The organism is Cryobacterium sp. TMT3-29-2 (assembly GCF_004564305.1).
GTDB classification, from domain to species: Bacteria; Actinomycetota; Actinomycetes; order Actinomycetales; family Microbacteriaceae; genus Cryobacterium; species Cryobacterium sinapicolor.
Map to the genome: position 1 here is coordinate 1 of NZ_SOGK01000119.1, position 20,869 is coordinate 20,869.

Annotated in this window: 17 protein-coding genes; 8 read left to right on the forward strand and 9 right to left on the reverse strand. The window is 68.1% G+C overall.

Annotation, left to right across the window (positions count from 1 at the left end):
• Positions 1 to 251 precede the first annotated feature (251 nt).
• Positions 252 to 533: a helix-turn-helix transcriptional regulator gene (locus E3O67_RS13750; RefSeq protein ID WP_135102954.1), complete on the forward strand. Its 282-nt coding sequence runs from the start codon at positions 252 to 254 to the stop codon at positions 531 to 533.
• Between the two features lie 254 nt (positions 534 to 787).
• Here the strand turns inward: E3O67_RS13750 and E3O67_RS13755 are convergent, their stop codons facing one another.
• The 3 genes from E3O67_RS13755 to mvaD are packed head-to-tail and all read right to left on the reverse strand — an operon-like array spanning position 788 to position 5,279.
• On the reverse strand, positions 788 to 3,166 hold the full coding sequence (locus E3O67_RS13755; RefSeq protein ID WP_135102955.1) for a hydroxymethylglutaryl-CoA reductase, degradative: 2,379 nt from the start codon (positions 3,164 to 3,166) through the stop codon (positions 788 to 790).
• Positions 3,163 to 4,266 carry a mevalonate kinase gene (locus E3O67_RS13760; protein WP_198418986.1) on the reverse strand — a complete coding sequence of 368 codons (1,104 nt, stop codon included), beginning with the start codon at positions 4,264 to 4,266 and terminating at the stop codon, positions 3,163 to 3,165. Before E3O67_RS13760 ends, E3O67_RS13755 begins: the two co-directional genes overlap by 4 nt.
• A 2-nt stretch (positions 4,267 to 4,268) precedes the next feature.
• Positions 4,269 to 5,279 (reverse strand): diphosphomevalonate decarboxylase, encoded by a 1,011-nt coding sequence (gene mvaD, locus E3O67_RS13765; RefSeq protein WP_198418987.1) that lies wholly within the window; start codon positions 5,277 to 5,279, stop codon positions 4,269 to 4,271.
• Between the two features lie 189 nt (positions 5,280 to 5,468).
• On the opposite strand from mvaD, the gene E3O67_RS13770 reads away from it, so the two are divergent.
• Positions 5,469 to 6,944 (forward strand): hydroxymethylglutaryl-CoA synthase, encoded by a 1,476-nt coding sequence (locus tag E3O67_RS13770; RefSeq protein ID WP_135102957.1) that lies wholly within the window; start codon positions 5,469 to 5,471, stop codon positions 6,942 to 6,944.
• A gap of 301 nt (positions 6,945 to 7,245) precedes the next feature.
• Positions 7,246 to 8,040 carry an SGNH/GDSL hydrolase family protein gene (locus tag E3O67_RS13775; RefSeq protein ID WP_135102958.1) on the forward strand — a complete coding sequence of 265 codons (795 nt, stop codon included), beginning with the start codon at positions 7,246 to 7,248 and terminating at the stop codon, positions 8,038 to 8,040.
• 220 nt (positions 8,041 to 8,260) lie between these two features.
• On the opposite strand, the gene E3O67_RS13780 is transcribed toward E3O67_RS13775, so the two are convergent.
• Together E3O67_RS13780 and E3O67_RS13785 are read right to left on the reverse strand one after the other, a co-directional pair.
• Positions 8,261 to 10,762 (reverse strand): glycoside hydrolase family 65 protein, encoded by a 2,502-nt coding sequence (locus E3O67_RS13780; protein ID WP_134428650.1) that lies wholly within the window; start codon positions 10,760 to 10,762, stop codon positions 8,261 to 8,263.
• Positions 10,759 to 11,538, reverse strand: coding sequence for an HAD family phosphatase (locus tag E3O67_RS13785; protein ID WP_134428652.1), 780 nt, complete (start codon positions 11,536 to 11,538; stop codon positions 10,759 to 10,761). Before E3O67_RS13785 ends, E3O67_RS13780 begins: the two co-directional genes overlap by 4 nt.
• Before the next feature lie 315 nt (positions 11,539 to 11,853).
• Here E3O67_RS13785 and E3O67_RS13790 point away from each other — a divergent pair, with 315 nt between their 5' ends.
• The 3 genes from E3O67_RS13790 (at position 11,854) to E3O67_RS13800 (ending at position 15,165) form a co-directional block, all read left to right on the forward strand.
• A complete protein-coding gene (locus E3O67_RS13790; protein WP_134428654.1) occupies positions 11,854 to 13,317 on the forward strand; it encodes an Ig-like domain-containing protein in 1,464 nt (487 codons plus the stop codon).
• An 80-nt stretch (positions 13,318 to 13,397) separates the two neighbouring features.
• Positions 13,398 to 14,420 (forward strand): permease, encoded by a 1,023-nt coding sequence (locus E3O67_RS13795; RefSeq protein ID WP_134428656.1) that lies wholly within the window; start codon positions 13,398 to 13,400, stop codon positions 14,418 to 14,420.
• On the forward strand, positions 14,410 to 15,165 hold the full coding sequence (locus E3O67_RS13800) for a TIGR03943 family protein (protein WP_134428658.1): 756 nt from the start codon (positions 14,410 to 14,412) through the stop codon (positions 15,163 to 15,165). Before E3O67_RS13795 ends, E3O67_RS13800 begins: the two co-directional genes overlap by 11 nt.
• 84 nt (positions 15,166 to 15,249) lie before the next feature.
• Here the strand turns inward: E3O67_RS13800 and ppsA are convergent, their stop codons facing one another.
• Positions 15,250 to 17,688: a phosphoenolpyruvate synthase gene (gene ppsA / locus E3O67_RS13805; RefSeq protein ID WP_134428660.1), complete on the reverse strand. Its 2,439-nt coding sequence runs from the start codon at positions 17,686 to 17,688 to the stop codon at positions 15,250 to 15,252.
• A 162-nt stretch (positions 17,689 to 17,850) separates the two neighbouring features.
• Positions 17,851 to 18,669, reverse strand: a complete 819-nt coding sequence (locus E3O67_RS13810; protein ID WP_134428662.1) for a pyruvate, water dikinase regulatory protein — start codon at positions 18,667 to 18,669, stop codon at positions 17,851 to 17,853.
• A 38-nt stretch (positions 18,670 to 18,707) separates the two neighbouring features.
• Between E3O67_RS13810 and E3O67_RS13815 the strand changes: the two genes are divergently transcribed.
• Together E3O67_RS13815 and E3O67_RS13825 are read left to right on the forward strand one after the other, a co-directional pair.
• A complete protein-coding gene (locus E3O67_RS13815) occupies positions 18,708 to 18,899 on the forward strand; it encodes a hypothetical protein (RefSeq protein ID WP_135102959.1) in 192 nt (63 codons plus the stop codon).
• 321 nt (positions 18,900 to 19,220) lie between these two features.
• A complete protein-coding gene (locus E3O67_RS13825) occupies positions 19,221 to 20,255 on the forward strand; it encodes an NYN domain-containing protein (RefSeq protein WP_135102960.1) in 1,035 nt (344 codons plus the stop codon).
• Between the two features lie 7 nt (positions 20,256 to 20,262).
• On the opposite strand, the gene E3O67_RS13830 is transcribed toward E3O67_RS13825, so the two are convergent.
• Positions 20,263 to 20,460: a hypothetical protein gene (locus tag E3O67_RS13830; RefSeq protein WP_134428668.1), complete on the reverse strand. Its 198-nt coding sequence runs from the start codon at positions 20,458 to 20,460 to the stop codon at positions 20,263 to 20,265.
• An 81-nt stretch (positions 20,461 to 20,541) separates the two neighbouring features.
• On the reverse strand, positions 20,542 to 20,787 hold the full coding sequence (locus E3O67_RS13835; protein WP_135102961.1) for a heavy-metal-associated domain-containing protein: 246 nt from the start codon (positions 20,785 to 20,787) through the stop codon (positions 20,542 to 20,544).
• Positions 20,788 to 20,869: the final 82 nt, after the last annotated feature.

Consider the following 20,869-nt stretch of genomic DNA (forward strand, 5'->3'; position numbering starts at 1 on the left):
TCATAGTCCGCACTCGAAGAGCCCAACAGGGCCACAGCCTCGGCCGCCTGCCTGAGGTCTTCCGCGAGGTTCATCATGTTCCAAGGATACCTTAATGGGCACACGTAGTTGAGAGTGGTTCACATACTTGGGCAAGTTTATTAGAAGATTTGTACGCTCATCTCGAGGGCGGCCTACCGGGCCTCGACGAGCTCGACCACCGGTGCTCGACCAGTGGGGTGGGACGCGCATTCGTCGTCTACGCTCGGGCTATGTCCAGACCGGCGCGCCCTGCTCCCCGTGACCTCGTGGAGGGGTGGCCCGACGTTTCGTCGGCGGATTCCGTTGGGGAGGTGGCCCGTCGGTTCGCGGTGAACGTGCAAACCGCTATCGGCGAGCGGAGCGTGCGCGCCGCTGCGCGCGATGCCGGGCTCGACCACACGACGTTGCTCTCGGTGCTGCATGGGCGCTCCTGGCCCGATCTCGCGACCGTGGCTCGTCTTGAGAACGGTTTGGGCATCGACCTATGGCCTGGGCGCCTCGGCCCGCAGTAAGACCGCCGATCGAGACCTGCGCCCGGTGGACTGGACCGGAGGACGTCGAAGATACGTCTATCCACAGCCTTGTGGACAACCCTGTGGACAGCAGTGCGAAAAGTGACTGTCGCCCGCATGATCACGGGGCTTCGCGGTGTGGATAACTCCGAGCGAAACCTGTGAATGATCGCCGTCTGAGCCGGGTATTTCTACCGGGAATTACAGGATGCCCGGTTCCGAATACGTCGAATACAGGTTCGGGATCCGTGCTTCTAGCGGATCTCGGTGAGGTACGTGGTGTAGCCGGCGCTGCGCATGGCGGTGAGGATCGGCTCGGTGCCGCCGGGTTCGGCGATGGCGATCATGGCGCCGCCGCCCCCGCCACCGGTCAACTTGGCTCCGAGCGCGCCGGCACGGCGGGCGATGGCCACGAGCGCCTCAATCTCCGGGCTGGACACCTGGAGCGCGTTCAGCAGCCCCTGATTGATGTTCATCAGCTCGCCAAGCTCGGCGATGTCGCCGCGGCGGAGCGCATCGACGCCGGCCAGTACCAGCCCGTCGATCTGGCTGAAGATTGCGTCGTAGCGCGCGGGGTTGCGCTGCCAGGCGCTGCGCACGAGGCCCACGGTCTGCTTCGTCAGCGACTCCACCCCGGACAGCCCGATCACGATCGGGATCGGATGTGGAGTGAAGACGTCGCGGATGGTGTGGCCGCCCGGGGCATCCGTTTTCTGGAACAGGACCGACCGGCCGAAGGTGGCCACGGTGTTGTCGATGCCCGACGGGGTGCCGTGCACGATCTGTTCGCACTCGAAGGCGAGGCTCGACACCTCGGCGTCGCTGATCGTGAGCCGGAAGCTGTCGGCGACGGCGCGGATCACCGCAACCGCGAACGCGGCGGAGGCACCCAGGCCGCTGGCGCGTGGCAGGTGCGAGAAGACGTCGACGCGGAGGCCCACGGCGGAAACGCCGAGCCGGGACGCGATCAGCGCCGCCACCCGGTGTGAGAGGTCCGCGCGGATCGGTTCGCGCACCGAGCCGTCGACGTCCCAGTCCGCGATGACCGGTTCGAGGAGTGACTCCTGGCGGGTGACCTGCGCGCGCACGGACAGCCCGATCGGGGCGGCGATCGCGTGGTAGCCGTAGACGACGGAATGTTCGCCCATCAGGATGATCTTGCCGAAGCCGAGGCGGGCATCCGGGCCGGGGGCGCTGGGGGTCGTGGCTGCAGGGGGCGTGGCAGTGCTGGGCGTGCGGATGACCGCGGGCCGGGGCGTGAGCCCAGGAGCGGGAGAGGTGACGGATGCCGCGGCGCCGGACCCGGCATCCGTGACGGCCGGATCGATGGTCCGGTCGCCGTCGCTGGCCGCGTCGAGGGCCTGCATGATCTCGCGCGCCTTCCACACCTTGATCTCGCCGTCGGCGATCAGCTTCTCGACGACCTCCTCGAACCGGGCTGCGCCGGCGCCGGCGGCGGCCGCCACGGCCCGCGCGTGCAGGCGCATGTGGCCATGCTGAATGCCGTTGGTCGACAGGGCCTTGAGCGCGGCCAGGTTCTGGGCCAACCCGACGGCGGCCATCACCTCGGCCAGCTCGGGCGCCGAAGACACCCCGAGGATCGTGTGCGCGAGCCGAACGGCCGGGTTCGACTCGACCTGCCCGCCGACCGTGCCGACCTTCAGCGGGAGGGTCAGCTCGCCGACGAGGTCGCCGGCGTCGTTCACGTTCCAGGAGGTGAGCGGGCCGTAACCGTCGCCGCGCCCGGCGTAGGCGTGTGCGGCCGCCTCGATCGCCCGCCAGTCGTTGCCGGTGGCGAGGGCGACGGCGTCGATGCCGTTCATGATTCCCTTGTTGTGCGTGGTGGCCCGGTAGGGGTCCATCGCCGCGAATTCGTTGGCGAGCACGATGCCGTCGCGCACCCGAACGCCTGGGAAGTCGGCGGTCTCGAGCAGCGCGTGCGGGATCACGGCGCGGGCGCGCACCAGGGCCCGGTCGGTGAGGTTGGACAGGATACGCAGGAATACCCGGCCGCCACTGATCTCCTCGACCAGCGGGGCCAGCCGCTCGCACATCGAATTGACGAGATTGGCGCCCATCGCGTCGCGGGTGTCGACCAGCAGGTGCACGACGAGCAGCTCGCCGTTCTGCACCGTGCCACCGCGCAGGAAGACCTCGACGCCGCGGGCGCCGCCGCCGCGCGCCACCATATTCGGATGCCCGCTGTTGGCCAGAGCGACGAGCTCGTCGCCGCGCGCGAGCAGGTCGGCCCGGGCGCGCTCGGGGTCGATCAGGTCGAGAACCTGGATCTGGCCGATCAGCAGCGGCTCGTCGGCGACGCTCGTGAACCCGCCGGCCTGGCGCACCAGCAGGGCCGTGGAACTGACCGCGGCGACAATGGACGGCTCTTCGACCACCATCGGCACCAGATAGTCCCGGCCGTTGATCTGGAAGTTCAGGCCGAGTCCCATCGGCATCGAGAAGACGCCGATCACGTTCTCGATCAACCGGTCGGCGGCGGCCACGTCGAGGGCGGATGTTCCGTCTGCGAGGTGAGCGGCGGCATCGGTCGTCAGAACGCCGCGTTGCTGGAGGAGCGCGATGCGCTCACGGACCGACAACTGGTAGAAGCGGGGGATGCGGGACCGGCTCATGACGCGGTACCTCCCTGTAGGCCGGCGGCGAAGAGGCCGAGCGGGACGATGGCGGCCCCGGCCCGGGCAAGTGCCCCGGCCAGTCGCTCGGTGGGTTCTCCAGCGTAGCTAAAGGCCAGACCGACGTCTCCGCCGCCGGCCCCGCTGGTCTTGAAGACGCCGCCCTCGCGCTCCGCGAGGGCATGCAGCTCGCGGTGCCGCAGGCTCACGATGCCGGCCCGGGCATGGTTGTCGAGCGCGGACAGGGCGTCGAAGTAGTCGGACGCCAGGCGCAGGAAGTCGGCCGGGTCGGCCAGCGCGGCCTCGGCGGCCTCGGCGAGGCGCGTCAGCCGGTCGAGGTCGGCCCGGTGCTGGGCGGGGTTCACGGCGGCGTAGTCGGCCACGCGGCCCACCAGGCGGGTGGTCAGCGCGCCCTCGCCGGTGACGACGGCGGAGATGCGGAGCTCCTCCGGCCAGCGAAGCGGCACCGCTGCGGTACCCGGGGCATAGCGGATCAGCCCGCCGTGCACGCTCGCGGCCACATCTCCGCCACTTCCGGCACCGTTCTGCGCGCTCCGGTGGGCGGCGTGGGCCAGGTGGAACAGGTCGTTCCGGTCGAGGGTCAGACCCAGCGCTTGGGCCAGGGCGTCGGTCAGTGCGGCGGCAGCGGCGGCGCTGGAGCCGAGGCCCAGCTTGTGGCCGCCCCGGGACAGTGCGCTGCTGTCGATGGTGATCGCGAGCGGGGGAGTCGAGGTCTCCGGCCGGACGCGCGGGTCGGTCTGCTGCAGCTCGCGCGCCTGCCGCGCCGCGGTCTGCACGGCGACGCGCACCTCGTCGAAGACGCGGAGGTGGGCCTGCTGCCGGTCGCTGAGTCCGGCCGGGAGGGCGCCATCCGTGCCCAGCCCCAGAGCACGGATGCCCAGATTGGGCGCGCTGACCTGCCAGGACCCGGTGGGGGACGGGTCGATCGTCACCTCCACCCGCCGGTCGACGGCGGTCAGCAGGGCCGGTGCGCCCTCGAGCACGGCGTATTCGCCCAGTAGGAAGAGCTTGCCGGGCGCGGACGTCCGAATCGTCGGCATCGGTGCCGTCGGCAGGGGCGTCGGCTGGGTCGTCGCCATGATCATTCCAGCCGGAAGGCGGCCGGGCCGAGCGCGCTGATCCGCGCCTCGTGCACGCCCGGCACGAGCGCCATCGCGTGCTGCACCGCGGCGGCGTCGCCCGGCCGGCAGAGCACCTTGACCTGCGGGCCGGCGTCGATGGTGAAGTAGGCCGACACACCGGCGGCGCGCAGGCCCTGCACGGCATGCATCGCGGCGACGGTCGCGGCATTCCAGTAGATCAGCGCGGGACGCGTCGTGAGCATCAGGGCGTGCAGCTTCAGGCAGTTGTATTCGGAGAGCTCCCCGAGCCGGGTGAAATCACGGTCATGGATGGCGCCCCGCATCTCCGCGAGGTCGCCGTCGGCCGAGTCGAGCCAGGCCTGGTAGAACGGCGAGGACGCCTTGCTCTCGTTCATGCCGATTGTGGAATTTATCGATTTCTCGCTGTGCTCGGTGATCGCCACGACCACGGCCAACGGCCAGTCCGCCCGGTCCAGCAGCTCCTCCGCATAGGCGTCGGAGCCGTCCGCGGCGGTGCCGGCGTGCATCTCGGCAAAGCCGCCGAAGATCGAGCGGGCGGCCGAACCGGAGCCGTGCCGGGCCAGGATCGACAGCTCCCGGGCGGGCAGGGCGAGGCCGGCGGCGCCGGACGCGGCCAGCGCCAGGGCGGCGAAACCGGAGGCCGACGAGGCGAGGCCGGCCCCGGTCGGGAAGTTGTTCGTCGACGACACGACGGCGTTCAGCCCGGCGGTGGGGAGACCCATGCTGGCGGCATACCCACGTACCAGGTCGAGAACGTGGGTGATGCGCGTTGCGTCGCTGCGGCATCCGGCCAGCCAGAATTCGTCGACTGCCAGGTCGGGCGCGAACGTGACGCGGGTGTCGGTGTAGAGCGCGTCGAGCGTGACCGAGATGGAGCCGACCGCGGGCGTGTTCAGGGTGGCATCGCGCTTGCCCCAGTATTTGACGAGGGCGATGTTGCTGTGCGCGCGGGCCACGGCGGTGGCGCCACCATCGATGGGTTGGTCCACAGTGGTGCTCCGATCGGGTTCCCTCGATTTTAGTCGCTTCCCGGGGTGCCGCGCCGCCCGGCTCGGGTTGGTGGCGCCTGACGATCTGCTCCTGGTCACCACTTTCACCTACCGATCCGTGAATAATGGGATGGTGCGTTTGAGACCCGGTGTGGGTGAACAACCACGCCAAACCTGAAGAGGGAACCGTTGACACCTGGAATTAGTGGATTCTCCCTGTTCGTGCCTCCCTACCGGGTGCAGCTGGAAGCCTGGTGCGACTGGAACGACCAGCCGTGGGGGAAGGTCAAGAATGTCGTCGGGCGGAGCTTCCGCATGCGCGGCCCCGGCCAGAGCGTCTACACGCTCGCGGCGAACGCGGTGTGGCGTTTGATCCGCGACTACGACATCGATCCTGGCCAGGTCGGCCTCCTGGCGCTCGGCACCGAGTCCAGCAGCGACAACTCGGCCGGCGCGGTCATCGTCAAGGGCATGGTCAACGACGCACTCTCCGCCCACGGCATGCCGCTGCTCGCGCGAGACTGCGAGGTGCCCGAGTTCAAGCAGGCCTGCCTCGCCGGCGTCTACGGCATCAAGGCCGCCCTGCGCTATCTGGCGACGGATGGCGTGGGCCGCCAGGCCATCGTCGTCTCCGCCGACATCGCCGAGTACGCCCGCGGCGGCAGCGGTGAGCCCACCCAGGGTGCCGGTGCCGTCGCCGTGCTGCTGGAGAGCGAGGCCCGACTGCTGGAAGTGAACCTGGCCGGGTCCGGCAGCGACTCCGACTACCGGGTGGCGGACTTCCGCAAGCCGTTCGCGCGCTTCCGCGGCCAGCCGCCCCGCGACGACGGGCAGATGCAGGACCTGCCCGTATTCAACGGCCGGTATTCGACCAGCTGCTACATCGACGCCACCCATCACGCGATGACGGCCATGCTGGGCAAGCGCCCCGGCAATTCCCTGGACTACTTCAACGAGGTCGACCGGGTGTTCATGCACCGCCCGTACCACCAGATGCCGGCGACCGGTTGGGTGATGGCCTATCTGTTCACCCTCGCGGCCGACGAGGAATCGGGCCGGGACCAGCTGCGCGCGCACTGCGCGGATGCCGGGATCGACCCCGACCTCCTGCTCGCCGAACTGTGCGCACCGTCGCCGTTCCACGGCAACGGAGCCGACATCGGCGAGATCACCGGTGACGTCTTCCCGCTGTCCCGCCGCCTGCGCCAGCACCTGCGCAGCACCGGGCTCTGGACCACCCTGGTCAGCGAGAAGCTCGGCCTCGGCTCGGACGCCATGCGCGACCTGGGCAACCTCTACACGGCGGCCCTGCCGGCCTGGCTCGCATCCGGTCTCAACCACGCCCGGGCGGAGGGCCTCGAACTCGCCGGCCAGGAGTGGCTCGCGCTCGGCTACGGCAGTGGCGACGCCGCCGAGGCCCTCCCCATGCGGGTGGTCGCCGGCTGGCAGGCCGCCGCCGCGCTGATCAATTTCGAGGCCGCGCTACAGGACCCGGTCGACCTGACCGAGGCGCAGTACATCGCGCTGCACGAGGGACGCCCGGGCGACCTGGAGCCGGCCCCGGCCGAAGATCAGTTCATCGTCGACCACCTCGGCACCGCGAACGGCCCCGACTTCTACGACCAGGGCATCGAGTACTACCGTTACGTGCCTCGCCTCGTCTGAGCGTCGTCGTCTCCTGGTGCGCTCACCGCCTGGCGCTCGATCTGGTCGAGAAACTGACCGCCTGGCTGCTCCGAAGCGGCCTGGTGCCCCGAAAAAGGCGGGAATGCCTCCTCAACGGCATCGGCGGTGCCATCGACCGAGCCAGATGGGAACTCAACCGTCGTCAGGGCGCCAGGCAGCGGATGCACCGGGCGGCTGAGCACACCAAGATGGCCGAGCGCAGGGCCGCATTCATGGAGCCGCTGGGGCCGAGCCGAAAATAGTCCTGTGCCCGCCGCGCGGTTGCGAGTACAGTCAGGCCATGAAAACCCGAACCCGTGTCCTGTCCAGCGTCATCGCCGCCGTTCTCTCCGCCTCGGGCGTGCTCGCTGCCGGTGCCCTCCCGGCATCCGCCGCGCCCACGGCCCCCGTCAACAAATACGTCGCCCTGGGCGACTCCTATGCAGCCGGACAGGGTGGCCTTGGCTACGTGGACAGCTGCCTGCAGAGCCCGAACGGCTACCCGGCTCTCCTGGACGCGGTGAAGGGCACCAACCTCCTACGGAACGTCAGCTGCAGCCTGGCCACAACCGGGGATGTCACCACCATGCAGCTGTCGTCCCTGAACCGGGGGACCACCCTGGTGACGCTGACGGTGGGCGGCAACGACCTGAATGTGGCCGGCGTGGCCGCGGCGTGCGCCTCCGCGGATCCGGTTGCGTGCGGGAACGCCATCTCCACCGCCGGGGCCCTGCTCTACTCCGGTGAGCTGGCAGCCCGCCTGGCCGACACATACGCGCAGGTCGCTGTGGCCGCCCCGAAGGCCCACGTGGTCGTCACCGGCTACCCGCTGCTCTTCGCCCCCTCGGCCGACCCGCTGATCGCCCAACTCAATGGCGCCACGATCGCGCTGAACCAGACCATCCAGGGTGTCGTCGCCCAGGCCCAGGCAACCCGACCGAACTCCAGCATCGAATACGTCGATGTGTCCGCGGCCTTCGAGGGCCACGCCATCGGCGACATCGACTCGTGGGTCATTTTCGCCGGCCCGGATGCCTTCCACCCGACCCCCGTCGGCTACCAGGCCTATGCGGAGGCCATCCAGGCGGCTCTGTAGAGCGGCATCGCACCCGGTACCCGGAATCTGGCTTCCGGTACCCGGTACCCGCGCTCTAGTCTCACGCCCAGGACCCTAGATGCCGGGGCGCACCGGACCTCCGGCAGGCCCGAGCCCCCAGCGAATTCGACGGAGATTTTGGGGAGAACCGGCCATACTCACGTGAAATGCGGTCGTTTGGGCAAAATCTCCGTCGAATTTGTTAGAGCCGGAGCCGGAGCTAGTCGTTCGCCTCCATGAACTCGAAGGTGTGCGCGATCGTCGGGATCGACGACGTGATGACGGTGCCGTCGGCCCGTCGCCCGCCCTCGACCAGCGCCCGCGAGGGTGCTCCGGAGTCCCGCGGACCCTGGTGGGTCAGCGGGACCGTGACGGGCAGGCCCATCCGCACGATGACGGAGACGCCGCGCACGGCCAGCATGACGTCGACGCCCTCCTCGATCGTGAGGTTGACCTCGGTCTGCCGCACGTCCACGCGCAGCCGGGTGCCCCGGAGCGTGATGCGGAAGGTCAGCGCCTCCCAGGTCTCGGGCAGACGCGGGTCGAGGGTGATCTTGCCGCCGTGGTCGCGCATGCCGCCGAAGCCGTAGATGAGCGCGCTCCACACGCCGCCGGCGGATGCCACGTGCACGCCGTCCGCCGCGTTGTGGTGCAGATCGGCGAGGTCGACGAACAGCCCTGAGGTAAAATACCGCAGCGCGAGCTCGTGATAGCCGACCTCGGCCGCGATGATCGACTGCACGACGTCGGACAGCGTCGAGTCACCCGTGGTGATCGGGTCGTAGTAGTCGAAGTCGGCGCGTTTCTGCTCCGGCGTGAACTGGTCGCCCTGCAGCAGGAGGGCGAGCACGACATCCGCCTGCTTGAGCACCTGGAAGCGGTAGATCACGAGGGGATGGTAGTGCAGCAGCAGCGGGCGGTTGGCCACCGGGGTCTGCGAGAGGTCCCAGCGTTCTTTCTCCAGGAACTGCGCATCCTGCGGGTGGATGCCCAGGGTCTTGTCGAAGGGGATGTGCATCGCTTCCGCGGCGAACGACCACTCGATGATCTCGGCCTCGTCGAGTCCGAGGCGGGCGACCATGAAGTCGTAGGAGGCGATGTCGACCTCGCGCAGCCGCCGCACGCTCGTGACCGCGGCCCGCAGGTTCGAGCGCGCCATGATGTTCGTGTAGAGGTTGTCGTTGACGACCGTCGTGTACTCGTCGGGTCCGGTGACGCCGTGGATGTGGAAGACGTCGTTGCCGTTGCCGCGCCAGAAGCCGAGGTCGGCCCACATGCGCGCCGTTTCCACCAGGATGTCGATGGCCTCGCGGGAGAGGAAGTCCTCGTCGCCGGTGGCCGACACATACTGGCTGAGCGCATAGGAGATGTCGGCGTCGATGTGGTACTGCGCGGTGCCGGCGGCGTAGTACGCCGACGACTCCAGACCGTTGATCGTGCGCCACGGGAACAGTGCGCCCAGCTGGTTCAGCTCGGTGGCGCGGGCCCTGGCATGCTCGAGCATCGCGTGCCGGAACCGCAGCGCGTTGCGCGCGGCGTTCGGCGACGTGTAGGTCAGGAACGGGAGGACGTACACTTCCGTGTCCCAGAAGTAGTGGCCGCCGTAGCCGGAGCCGGACACGCCCTTTGCGGACACGCCCTGGCCGTCGGCACGCATCGACGCCTGCGCGAGCTGGAAGAAGTTCCAGCGGGTGGCCTGCTGGAGGGCAGGCTGGCCGGCGAGTTCGACATCCGTGCGCGCCCAGAAAGCGTTGAGCCAGTCGCGCTGCTCGGCGACGTAGTGCTCGGTTCCGGCCGCCACGGCGCGGTCGAGGGTGCGGTCGCAACGGTCGGCGAGCTCGTGCGTGGGCACGCCGGTGGAGGTGTGGTAACTGAGGATCTTGGTCAGCCGGATGGATTGGCCCTGCTTGGCCTTGATGCGGTAGACGTGCTTGGCGAGGTCGTCGCCGATGTGCGAGGCCTCGTCGTACTCGTTGAGCGTCTCCATCTGGTGGTCGGCGGCGCAGGCGATGGTCATGCCCGAGTTGGTGCAGCGGAAGCCGAGGATGTAACGGCCGTCGGATGCCCGCTTGAAGCGGGGGCGTAGCACCCGGTCGGTGAACGACTCGGCCTTGCGCGGGTCGAAGTCCTTGCCGTTGGTGGGCTTGGGGGCGTCGTACTCGCCGATGCCGTCCTGGCGGTTGAGGATCTGGCTGGAGATGACGACCGACGCGTCGGCGTCGAGCATCGTGACCTCGTACTCGAGGATCGCGAGGTGGCGTTCGGTGAACGACACCAGCCGGCGCGACTGGATCAGCACGCGCTTGCCCGAGGGTGTGCGCCATTCGAGGGACCGGGAGAGGATGCCGCCGGCGAAGTCCAGGCGGCGCTCGTAGCTGAGCAGGTCAGCGAGGGTCAGGACGAGCGGCTCGTCGTCGACGTAGATGCGGATGATCTTGGCGTCCGGCGCGTTGACGATCGTCTGCCCGACGCGCGCGAAGCCGAAGGCCTCCTCCGCGTGCCGGATCGGCCAGGTCTCGTGGAAACCGTTGATGAAGGTGCCGTGGGCGTGGCCGTCCCGGCCCTCGTCCACATTGCCGCGCAGGCCGAGGTAGCCGTTGCCGACGGCGAATAGCGTCTCGGTGCGACCCATGTCGTCGCCGGAGAAGTCCTTCTCGACCAGGGCCCATTCGTCGATCGGGAACCGGTTGCGGTCGAGGGGGTCGGTGTCGATCCGGTTCATTCGGCGGGCTCCGTTTCGGCGTGGGGGAGCAGGTCGTGGAGGTCCGGGACGACGACGTCGGCGCCGGCGTCCAGCAGGGTCTGCGTTCCGACGCCGCGGTCCACTCCGAGCACCAGGCCGAAGTTGCCGGCGCGGCCAGCCTGGATGCCCGAGTGAGCGTCTTCGACGACGACGCACTGGGCGGCATCGAGTCCGAGGAGCGCGGCGCCGAGCTCGTAGGTGTCGGGGGCCGGCTTGCCGGCCAGTCCGCGCTCGGCGGAGAGCAGGCCGTCGACGACGATTTCGAAGCGGCCACGGATTCCGGCCGCCGCGAGGGTCTTCTCCCCGTTGCGCGAGCTCGTGACGACGGCCACGGAGAGGCCGGCGGACACGACGTAGTCGAGGAACGCGATCGATCCCGGGTAGGGCGTGACGCCGCTCTCGGCGAGGGTCTCGTTGAAGGCCTCATTCTTGCGGTTCCCGAGGCCGCAGACCGTGTTGAGCTCCGGGGCATCCGTCGGGTCGCCATCGGGCAACAGGATGCCGCGGGAGGCGAGCAGCGACCGCACGCCGTCATAGCGGGGCTTGCCGTCGATGTACTGGAAGTAGTCGGCGTCACTGTAGGCGGGGCTCACGCCCTGTTCCTCGAGGAACGGGGTGAACAGCCGCGACCAGGCGGCCATGTGAACGTCGGCGGTGGGTGTGAGCACCCCGTCGAGGTCGAAGAGAACGCCGTGCAGGGACAGGAGCCGGTCGCGCGTTTCCGCGCGCGACAGGGGGAATCGCGTAGAAGTCATAACTGGTGCCTTGCTCGGTAGGTCCTCAGAGAGGGGGGCTCTGATCGAATCGGTCATAGGGTCACGATCTCGATCAGGGTGGATCGACGTGATGTGCGCCAACGCGGCGAGAACGCGAATGACGACGATGCGGACCAGGTCTAGGGCTGCATGCGCCTGAATACACCCACGATCCTATGCCCCCGAGGCCGCTGCGCCGATTTCTCCGGTAGGGGCTCCCTGCCATCCCGCGTGTCCGCGGGCCCCCGGTTACCGGCCGTTCACCGCCCCGTCACCTCCCGGAGCCGGCCGGAGCCGCCCGGTACGATTGGTCGGATGAACCGTGAACCGAGCGCGAACCCGGCCGCCCTCGCGCCGACGGCTGACGCGCGCGCCGTTCGAACGGCGCAGCGCCGATTCCGGCGGCTGTTCTCGGCCACGATCGCGGTGCTCGTTCTGCTCGTGGCGGGCCTCGCGGCGGCGAACTTCAACCAGGGTCCCCGGCTCGCGTCTGCCGAAATCAACCTCGACGCCTCCGTCATGCGTGGCAACCCCCGTTTGCTGCTCACCGCGAACCAGCCGCTCGCCGAGATCACGGCCGGTCAGGTGACGGTGTCCCCGGCGACGGAGGTCTCGGCGAGTGTCGCCGACCGCAACCTCACCGTGCAGTTCGCGGGCATCCTGCGCTACAACACCGTGTATACGGTGACGGTGACGGATGTCGCCGCCACCACCCAGGACGCCACCTCCACCCTGGAATACGAGTTCACGACCCCGGACATCGACATCTACGCACTGCAGCGCGACAGCCGGGCGGGCGACGCCGGGGCGAAGCGGCCCGACACCGTGCGCCGCACGACCCTGCAGGGCCGGGGCGACGGCGAGATCGTGTTCAGCGCCCCGCGCATCCAGCAGTATGTCGCCCTGGAGGACCACCTCGCCGCCGTCACGCTCGCCGAGGACGACACGGCCGCCATCGAGGTGGTCTCGTTCGCGGGCGGGGACAACGTGCAGGTGCCAGTGCCGGGCGCAGGCGTAATTGAGAACCTGGCGGCCTCCCCGTCGAAATACCTGATCGCTTACACCTTCACCAGCGCCCCGGAGACGGCGGGGCGACGCTACGACCGCACCCCGTTCGTCTACGACCTGACGGAGTACTCGGGCCTCCCGGTCGAGGTCACCGGGGTGGACGGCCTGCCGATGACGGTGATGGACCTGGGGTTCGTGCCGGACAGCACCTCCCTCGTCGTGCAGAACACCGGGCAGACCATGTTTCTGATCGACATGCTGGGCGACGCCGTGCTGACCCCGCTGGGCGAGCATGACGAGATGCGCGGGTTCGTACCCGGCACCCGCGCGCTCGTCGTCGCCGACCCCGACCAGGGCTCCACGATCGACCTCGCCGACGGGGCCGTGACCACCCTCGACCTCCCGCCGAGCCTGCTCGATGAGAACGCCTACCCCGGCAAGCTCGTTCTGCTCAGCGAACAGGGGCGCTACGCCCGTCTGTTCCTGCAGGAGACCGGCGACATCAACCAGCTCGCCTCCCTGATCGCCGTCACCGACGCCGGTAAGTCGAGTGTCGCCTTCACGCCCGCATCCGACTCGTCGCGGGTGCGGGACTTCTGCGTGTCGCCGAACGGCCAGTACCTCGCGGTGGAGACGATCCCGGCGGCCGGCCTCGGCGACGACTACCCGACTCTGCCCGCGTTTACGGGCATGACCACCACCCTGGTCGACCTCGACCGGGGCACCAGCAGCCGCAGCGTGTCCGGTTTCCTCCCTGACTGGTGCGGTTGACGACGGATGTGCGCACCTACCTCCCCCCGATATCCTCCCGCCCTTAGCGCGTCGGAGCCGAAACACCACTGGATGGGCACATGAGCCGAACCACCGCTTTGCGCCCCTTCGCGGCGAGAAAGAGGCCCGGCCGGGGCCTGATCGTCGGCCTGGTCATCATCGGCCTGGTCATCCTGCTCCGCGCATTCGCGCCCGAGGCCCCGGCCGACACCCTGGCGGACACCGTCCGGGACTTCGTCACCCTGTCGATCAGCGTGGTGATCGAGTCGCTGCCATTCGTCTTCCTGGGGATCGTGTTGTCGATCGTGGTGCAGATCTGGCTACCGGAAGGGTTTCTGCTGCGGCGCCTGCCGAAGAACCCGGCTGCCCGGCGGGTGGTGCTCTCACTGCTCGGCATGCTGCTGCCGGTCTGCGAGTGCGGCAACGTGCCCCTCGCCCGTGGCCTGATCGCCAAGGGCCTCACGGTCGGTGAATCGATGACGTTCCTCTTCGCCGCCCCGATCCTCAACCCGGTGACCATCATCACCACCCAGCAGGCCTTCGGCTGGGACAGCGGCATCCTGGTCTGGCGCATCGCCGGCGGATTCCTGATCGCCAACCTGATCGGCTATATCTATAGCCGGCATCCGAAACCCGAATCCCTGCTCACCCCCCGGTTTCAGGATGCGTGTGCGCTCGGCGACCACCACGACGCGGCCGACGGCAAGATCAAACGCAGCGCCGGCCTGTTCACGAAGGAGACCAGCGCGATGCTGCCGGCGCTTTTCATCGGCGCCGGGCTGGCCGGGCTGATCCAGACCGCCGTCTCCCGCGAGGTGCTCGTGACGCTCGGCAGCAGCCCTGTCTGGTCCGTGCTGGCACTGATGGCCCTGGCCTTCGTCGTCTCGATCTGCTCCAACGTCGACGCCTTCTTCATCCTCTCGTTCGGTGCGACCTTCATGCCCGGCGCCATCGTGGCCTTCCTGGTCTTCGGCCCCATGATCGACATCAAGATGCTCGCCCTGCTGCGCACCACGTTCACGGCCAAGACCCTGGTGCAACTCACCCTGATTGTGGCGCTCTGTTCCGCGGCGCTCGGATTGGCGATCAACTATGCCGTTTAGACGTCTCCTGCGGCGCTGGCAGGGCGCGCTCCTCAGTATCGTGGGCATTGTGGCCACGGTCTGGCTGGGGGTCAACGGGCAGCTCGGGCTCTACATCCACCCCCGGTACTTCGTGTTCACGATGGTGATGGCCCTGATCGCCGCCGCACTCGTGGTGGCGGCGTTCGCCCTCGTGACCGCCGCCGAAGACGAGCACGAGATCCTCGACGACGGGGGACGGTGGGCCTGGCTCTGGTCGGCCGGCAGCATCCTGATCATCGTTTCGGCCACCGTGGGCCTGCTGGTGCTGCCGCCGGCGACCCTGACCACGGCCACGGTCGCCAAGCGCGACCTCAACGGCTCGACCTCGGATCTCACGCAGAGCGAGGCCGACAGCCTCGTCGGCGGCGACTACTCGACCTTCACCGTGCGGGACTGGTCCTCGTTGCTGCGCCAAGGCGCCGGCGAGGACTTCTTTGCCGACAAGACCGCGACAGTGACCGGGTTCGTCACGCCGGACACGAGTGACCCCGAGAACGTGTTCTTCGTGGCCCGATTCGTGGTTTCCTGCTGCGCGGTCGACGCGCAGCCGGTCGGCATCCCCGTGTACTACCCCGGCTGGCAGGACGAATACCCGACCGACAGCTGGGTTTCGATCGAGAGCGGTTTCGAAACCAACCCGAGCATTAGCAGCGAGGAGGCCATTGTGCTTGTCCCGAGCACGATCACGCCGACTGAGCAGCCCGCCCAGCCGTACGTCTACTGACCGTCGGCGCGGGGTCTCCACGGGCTCGACCCCCGGGGCGCGATGGCTCCGCCGCCATGCCCGTGGGTCGAAGTCGACCATCGATCAGGCGGCCGAGGCCTCCTCGGGGTCGGTGGCATCGTCATCCGTGCCGAAGTGGTTGCTGCCCGCGGTGACGCCCGCGAGGCGCAGCCAGGTGTCGACCACGGTGTCGGGGTTCAGTGACACGGAGTCGATGCCCTCGGCCACGAGCCACTCGGCGAAGTCCGGGTGGTCGCTGGGGCCCTGACCGCAGATGCCCACGTATTTGCCGCGGGCCTTGCAGGCCGCGATCGCCATGCTGAGCAGCTTCTTGACGGCCGGGTTGCGTTCGTCGAAGCTGCCGGCGACGATCGCCGAGTCGCGGTCGAGGCCGAGCGCTAGCTGCGTCATGTCGTTGGAGCCGATGGAAAAGCCGTCGAAGTAGTCCAGGAATTCGTCGGCGAGCAGTGCGTTGGCCGGCAGCTCGCACATCATGACGACTTCGAGGCCGTTCTCCCCGCGGCGCAGCCCGTTCTCGGCGAGCAGCTCGATGACTCCGGCGGCCTCGTCCAGGGTGCGCACGAAGGGGATCATCAGCTTGACGTTGGTCAGCCCCATTTCGTTGCGCACGAACGACAGGGCCTCGCATTCGAGGTCGAAGCAGTCCCGGAACGAGGGCTCGAGGTAGCGGGACGCTCCGCGGAACCCGAGCATCGGGTTCTCCTCGTGCGGCTCGTAGGCCGGTCCGCCGATGAGGTTGGCGTACTCGTTGGACTTGAAGTCGCTCATCCGCACGATCACGGTCTCAGGGGCGAACGCGGCCGCGATGGTGGACACGCCCTCGGCCAGGCGCTTGATGTAGTAGTCGCGCGGGTTGCCGTAGGCGGCGATGCGGGTGTTGATCTCGCGGGTCACGTCGTCGGGCTGGTCGGCCAGGTTGAGCAGGGCCTTGGGGTGGATGCCGATCTGCCGGTTGATGATGAATTCGAGCCGGGCGAGACCCACACCGTGGTTGGGCAGCTGGGCGAACGTGAACGCCTGCTCCGGCGTGCCGACGTTCATCATGACCTTCACCGGTGCCGGCGGCAGGGTGGTGAGCGCGGTCTCCTCGATGCCGAAGTCGAGCAGACCCTCGTAGATCAGGCCGGCCTCACCCTCGGCGCAGGAGACCGTGACCTCGAGGCCGTCGGAGAGGATGTCGGTGGCGGTCCCGGTGCCGACGACTGCGGGGATGCCGAGTTCGCGGGCGATGATCGCGGCGTGGCAGGTGCGGCCGCCGCGGTTGGTCACGATGGCACTGGCGCGCTTCATGATCGGTTCCCAGTCGGGGTCGGTCATGTCCGCGACGAGCACGTCACCGGTGGCGAAGCTCGCCATCTGGTCGATGGAGGAGAGGATGCGCACCTTGCCGGCGCCGATCCGCTGGCCGATCGCGCGCCCCTCGACCAAGACCTTGCCGGTCTCATTCATCTTGAACCGGCTCTGGGACACGGCGGTCGCCCGCGACTGCACGGTCTCCGGGCGGGCCTGCAGGATGTAGATGCCGCCGTCGACGCCGTCCTTGCCCCACTCGATGTCCATCGGGCGCCCGTAGTGCGCCTCGATCAAGAGGGCGTGGCGGGCCAGCTCCTCCACGTCCGCGTCGGTGATGCTGAACAGGTTGCGGAGTGCGACGTCCACCGGCACGAAGTCGATCGTGCGGCCGATCTCACGGTTTTGGGTGAAGGTCATCTGCAGCGCCTTCTCGCCGAGGGTGCGCTTGAGGATGGCGGGACGGCCGGCCTCGAGCGACGGCTTGTAGACGTAGAACTCGTCGGGGTTGACGGCGCCCTGCACGACGGCCTCGCCCAGCCCGTAGGACGAGGTGATGAAGACCGCGTCGCGGAAGCCGGACTCGGTGTCCATCGTGAACATGACCCCGGAGGAGCCGATGTCCGAGCGCACCATGCGCTGGATACCGGCCGACAGCGCCACCTCGGCGTGTTCGAAGTTGTGGTGCACCCGGTAGGCGATCGCCCGGTCGTTGTAGAGCGAGGCGAAGACATCCTTGATGGCCGGCAGGATGTTCTCGATCCCGCGCACATTCAGGAACGTCTCCTGCTGACCGGCGAAGGACGCATCCGGAAGGTCCTCGGCCGTGGCACTGGAGCGCACGGCCCAGGAAATGTCGTCGGAGCCGCCGTGCTTCTCGACCAGGGCGGCATAGGCGGCGCGGACCTGGGACTCGAACTCGGGCAGGAAGGGCGTGTCGCGCATCAGGCCGCGGATTTCCTTGCCGGCCGCTGCCAGCTCGGTGACGTCGTCGATGTCGAGGCCCTTCAGGCGCTCGATGATCCGCCGGTCCAAACCGGAATCGGAGAGGAAGCGGCGGTAGGAGTCTGCGGTGGTGGCGAAGCCGTCGGGCACCTTGACGCCGGCCGAGGTCAGGTTTTGCACCATTTCGCCCAGAGAGGCGTTCTTGCCGCCCACCCGCTCCAGGTCGGTGAGGCCGATCTCTGAAAACCAGAGGATGTCTGTCGTCATGTGTTCTGCTCCCTTGCAGTGTGCGACCAGAGGTGAGGCCACGAGGTGAGGAGGCTCATCTCATGGATAAGCGCCCTGGTCCCATAGTGGCAGGTCTATCCCGCCTGAGCCCGATTTGTTTACTTGATTGACATGTTCACTTGTCTGCGTTTCGAACGTGAGTCAACGTTTGAGGTTCATTTGCTGCAGAATCATGGCCGACATCTCCTCCACGGACATGCTCGCCGAGTTGAGGAACGGGATGCCGTGGGAGGCGTACAGCCGTTCCGCACTGCGCAGCTCGAATCCGCACTGGCGCAGGGAGGCGTAGGGCGAACCCTCGCGCCGTTGGGTGCGGACCTGGCTCAGGCGCAGGGGATTGGTGGTGAGCCCGAAGCACTTGTCCACGAATGGCCGCAGCGGTTTGGGGAGCCCTTCCCGCTCGAAATCCTCGTCCACAAGCGGGAAGTTCGCGGCGAAGATGCCGTGCTGCAGCGCCAGGTACATCGTTGTGGGAGTCTTGCCGCAGCGCGACGGGGCGACCAGGATCAGCTGCGCCTTCTCGAGTGCGCGCAGGCTCTGGCCGTCATCGTGCTCCATCGCGTATTCGACCGCCGTCATTCGGGACTGGTATCGGGCGGCGTTACCGAGGCCGTGCGCCCGACCCGGTTCGTTGCTGGGCTGAGTCGCCAGGGCTTCCTCGAGCTCGCCCAGGTAGGTTCCGAGCAGGTCGATCAGAGTCGCCTTGCAGGTGCCCAGGGTGTGGCGGATGTCGCTGGTCACGGCCGTGGAGAACACGATCGGTTTCTGGCCGCGCTCCACCAGAGCGTCGATCAGGTCGACCACGGCCCGGGCCTGGTCCACGTTCAGGATGAACGGGATCGTCGTGCGGTCGAACTCCAGAGTGGGAAACTGGGACAGCAGGGTGCTCCCGAGCGTTTCCGCCGTGATCCCGGTGCTATCGGAAAGAAAGAAAACCGGGCATGGATCTTCATTGGCCATGACTTATTGTGCACCTGCGGCGGTCCTCGAGCTCAATCGTGCTGACGCCTGCCATCGTCGTTCTCGCTGACGGCGTCGCCACTGTCCCGCTGGAGCCCGTGTCGCTCTGGCTGAGCACGAACGCCGCGACGCTCGTGGGGACTGTCGTGCTTGTCGGCTCCTGCTTCCCGGAACCCTCCGGGACCGAGCCGGGCGTCGCGCCTGCCCAGGCAACCCTGACCATCCCCTAACGGTCTGACGCCCTCGCTCTACCCCAGCCCCTCCCCGTTCCCACCGAAACCGCGGTCCCGGCCCCGGCCCCGTCAGGGCAGACGGTCCCCGTACTGGACGACGAGCCGGCCACGGCTGTCGTCGCACGGCCGACCCTGGCAGACACGGGCTTCGCCGCTGGGGGGACTCTTGTCCTGGGTGTTCTGCTGGCCGGCGCCGGAATCCTGCTGGTCGCGACCCGGCGCCGATCCGATGTGGGTTTGCTGTCGTCGCGTCACGCGCAGCAGACTTGAGTCCGGGTCGCGACCGATCCGTCTGCCCGGTAGCTGAAGGAATCCACCATGACTGAACCGAACGACGCACGCGTCGGCCTCTATATCGACTTCGACAACATCGTCATCTCGCGCTATCAGCAGTTGCACGGTCGCAATGCCTTCCAGCGCGACGGCATCCGTAATTTCGACCGGTCCAGCTCGGATGCCGACCCCGTCATCACGGCGAGACTGAACGCCGCGACAGTCGATTTCAACGCCATCATCGATTTTGCCGCGTCATTCGGCACACTGGTCGTGAACCGCGCGTACGCCGACTGGTCGGTGCCCGTCAATGCGAGTTACCAGCGTCAGCTCATGTCGCGGGCGGTGGACCTCACCCAGCTGTTCACCACGACCACGCGGGGCACTAAGAACGGCGCGGACATCCGTCTGGCCGTCGACGTGGTCGAAGACCTCTTCCGGTTGCCCGACCTCACCCATGTCATCATCATCGCCGGTGACTCCGACTACATCGCCCTGGCCCAGAAGTCGAAACGGCTCGGTCGCTTCGTCGTGGGCATCGGAGTCGCCGGGTCGACCAGCACCTCCCTCGCGGCCGCCTGTGACGAATTCGAGGACTACGACTCCCTCCCCGGAATTGCCAAGGTCACCCTCAGTGCTCCTGCGGCCGCGGCGACTGCGGAGAAGCCCCCATCGGGCCGGAAGGCTGCCGGGCCCGCGGTCACGGTGGCGGTTGCGCAACCCGAAACGGCCGCCATCCCGGCCCGTAATCTGACGATGGTTCCGATGTTCTCGCACACCGAGGATCTGCCCTTCGACGAGCCGGAACCGGCCGATGACATCGACCCGCAGACCATCGCGACGGAGCTCCTCGTGCGTGCCCTGCAGATCGCTCACGCCAAGGGCGACGACGACGAGTGGCTGAACACCGGATCGGTCAAGAACCAGATGCGCCGGATGGACCCCTCGTTCAACGAGAAGCCGCTCGGCTTCCGGTCCTTCACCGATTTCCTGTCGTCCCGGAGCGACGTGGCCGAGCTGCAGGAGGATGGCCCGCATCGGCTCATCCGGCTGCGTCCCGAGTCGAACGCCCGACGCTGAGCCGCGGTCAAGCGCCGAGCAGCACCAACGCGTGATAGACGACGTAGACCGGCCAGACGATCGCCTGGAGCAGCCCCAGGATGACACCCCAGAAGGAGCCGTCTGAGACGGAGACGAAGTAGATCGCGGCTCCGATATAGGCCAGCAGGAAGAAGAAACCCCACGGCCCCTCTTGAACGATCACACGTGCACGACTGTCGGTCATCCGTTCTCCGTCCCCGCAGATGCCGAATCATTCGGCGCGAGCGTAGCAGGACCGCCGGCAGGGTGACACCCGTACTTCGGTTCAGGCCAGCTGGTATCCGGCCGTGGTGACGGCGGATCCCACGGTGGCCCGGTCGAGGGCGGCGGCGCTGGTGACCCGAACGGTGGAGGCTCCGCCGCTGTTCAGGTCCACCGTGACGGCTTCCACCGAGGCGAGCTTGCCGAGCGCGGCAACGACGCTTCCGACGCAGTGCTGGCAGGTCATGCCGGTGACCTGGAACTCCTCGGTCAGGCTGGACGGGGACGGGGACGGGGTCGGGGTGGTCATCGGAATTCCTATCATTCGTTGTGCGGCGCCGTGGTGCGGTGCTGCGCTGTCTTCTGAAAGCATACCCCTGGGGGGTATACCT

What these genes read in the sequence shown, in the direction of transcription:
- E3O67_RS13785 (WP_134428652.1), bottom strand. Translation starts at nt 11,538, where the DNA reads ATGACTTCTACGCGATTCCCCCTGTCGCGCGCGGAAACGCGCGACCGG.
- E3O67_RS13760 (WP_198418986.1), bottom strand. Translation starts at nt 4,266, where the DNA reads ATGGCGACGACCCAGCCGACGCCCCTGCCGACGGCACCGATGCCGACG.
- E3O67_RS13835 (WP_135102961.1), bottom strand. Translation starts at nt 20,787, where the DNA reads ATGACCACCCCGACCCCGTCCCCGTCCCCGTCCAGCCTGACCGAGGAG.
- E3O67_RS13810 (WP_134428662.1), bottom strand. Translation starts at nt 18,669, where the DNA reads ATGGCCAATGAAGATCCATGCCCGGTTTTCTTTCTTTCCGATAGCACC.
- E3O67_RS13790 (WP_134428654.1), top strand. Translation starts at nt 11,854, where the DNA reads ATGAACCGTGAACCGAGCGCGAACCCGGCCGCCCTCGCGCCGACGGCT.
- E3O67_RS13800 (WP_134428658.1), top strand. Translation starts at nt 14,410, where the DNA reads ATGCCGTTTAGACGTCTCCTGCGGCGCTGGCAGGGCGCGCTCCTCAGT.
- E3O67_RS13825 (WP_135102960.1), top strand. Translation starts at nt 19,221, where the DNA reads ATGACTGAACCGAACGACGCACGCGTCGGCCTCTATATCGACTTCGAC.
- E3O67_RS13780 (WP_134428650.1), bottom strand. Translation starts at nt 10,762, where the DNA reads ATGAACCGGATCGACACCGACCCCCTCGACCGCAACCGGTTCCCGATC.
- E3O67_RS13775 (WP_135102958.1), top strand. Translation starts at nt 7,246, where the DNA reads ATGAAAACCCGAACCCGTGTCCTGTCCAGCGTCATCGCCGCCGTTCTC.
- E3O67_RS13830 (WP_134428668.1), bottom strand. Translation starts at nt 20,460, where the DNA reads ATGACCGACAGTCGTGCACGTGTGATCGTTCAAGAGGGGCCGTGGGGT.
- E3O67_RS13795 (WP_134428656.1), top strand. Translation starts at nt 13,398, where the DNA reads ATGAGCCGAACCACCGCTTTGCGCCCCTTCGCGGCGAGAAAGAGGCCC.
- E3O67_RS13750 (WP_135102954.1), top strand. Translation starts at nt 252, where the DNA reads ATGTCCAGACCGGCGCGCCCTGCTCCCCGTGACCTCGTGGAGGGGTGG.
- E3O67_RS13755 (WP_135102955.1), bottom strand. Translation starts at nt 3,166, where the DNA reads ATGAGCCGGTCCCGCATCCCCCGCTTCTACCAGTTGTCGGTCCGTGAG.
- ppsA (WP_134428660.1), bottom strand. Translation starts at nt 17,688, where the DNA reads ATGACGACAGACATCCTCTGGTTTTCAGAGATCGGCCTCACCGACCTG.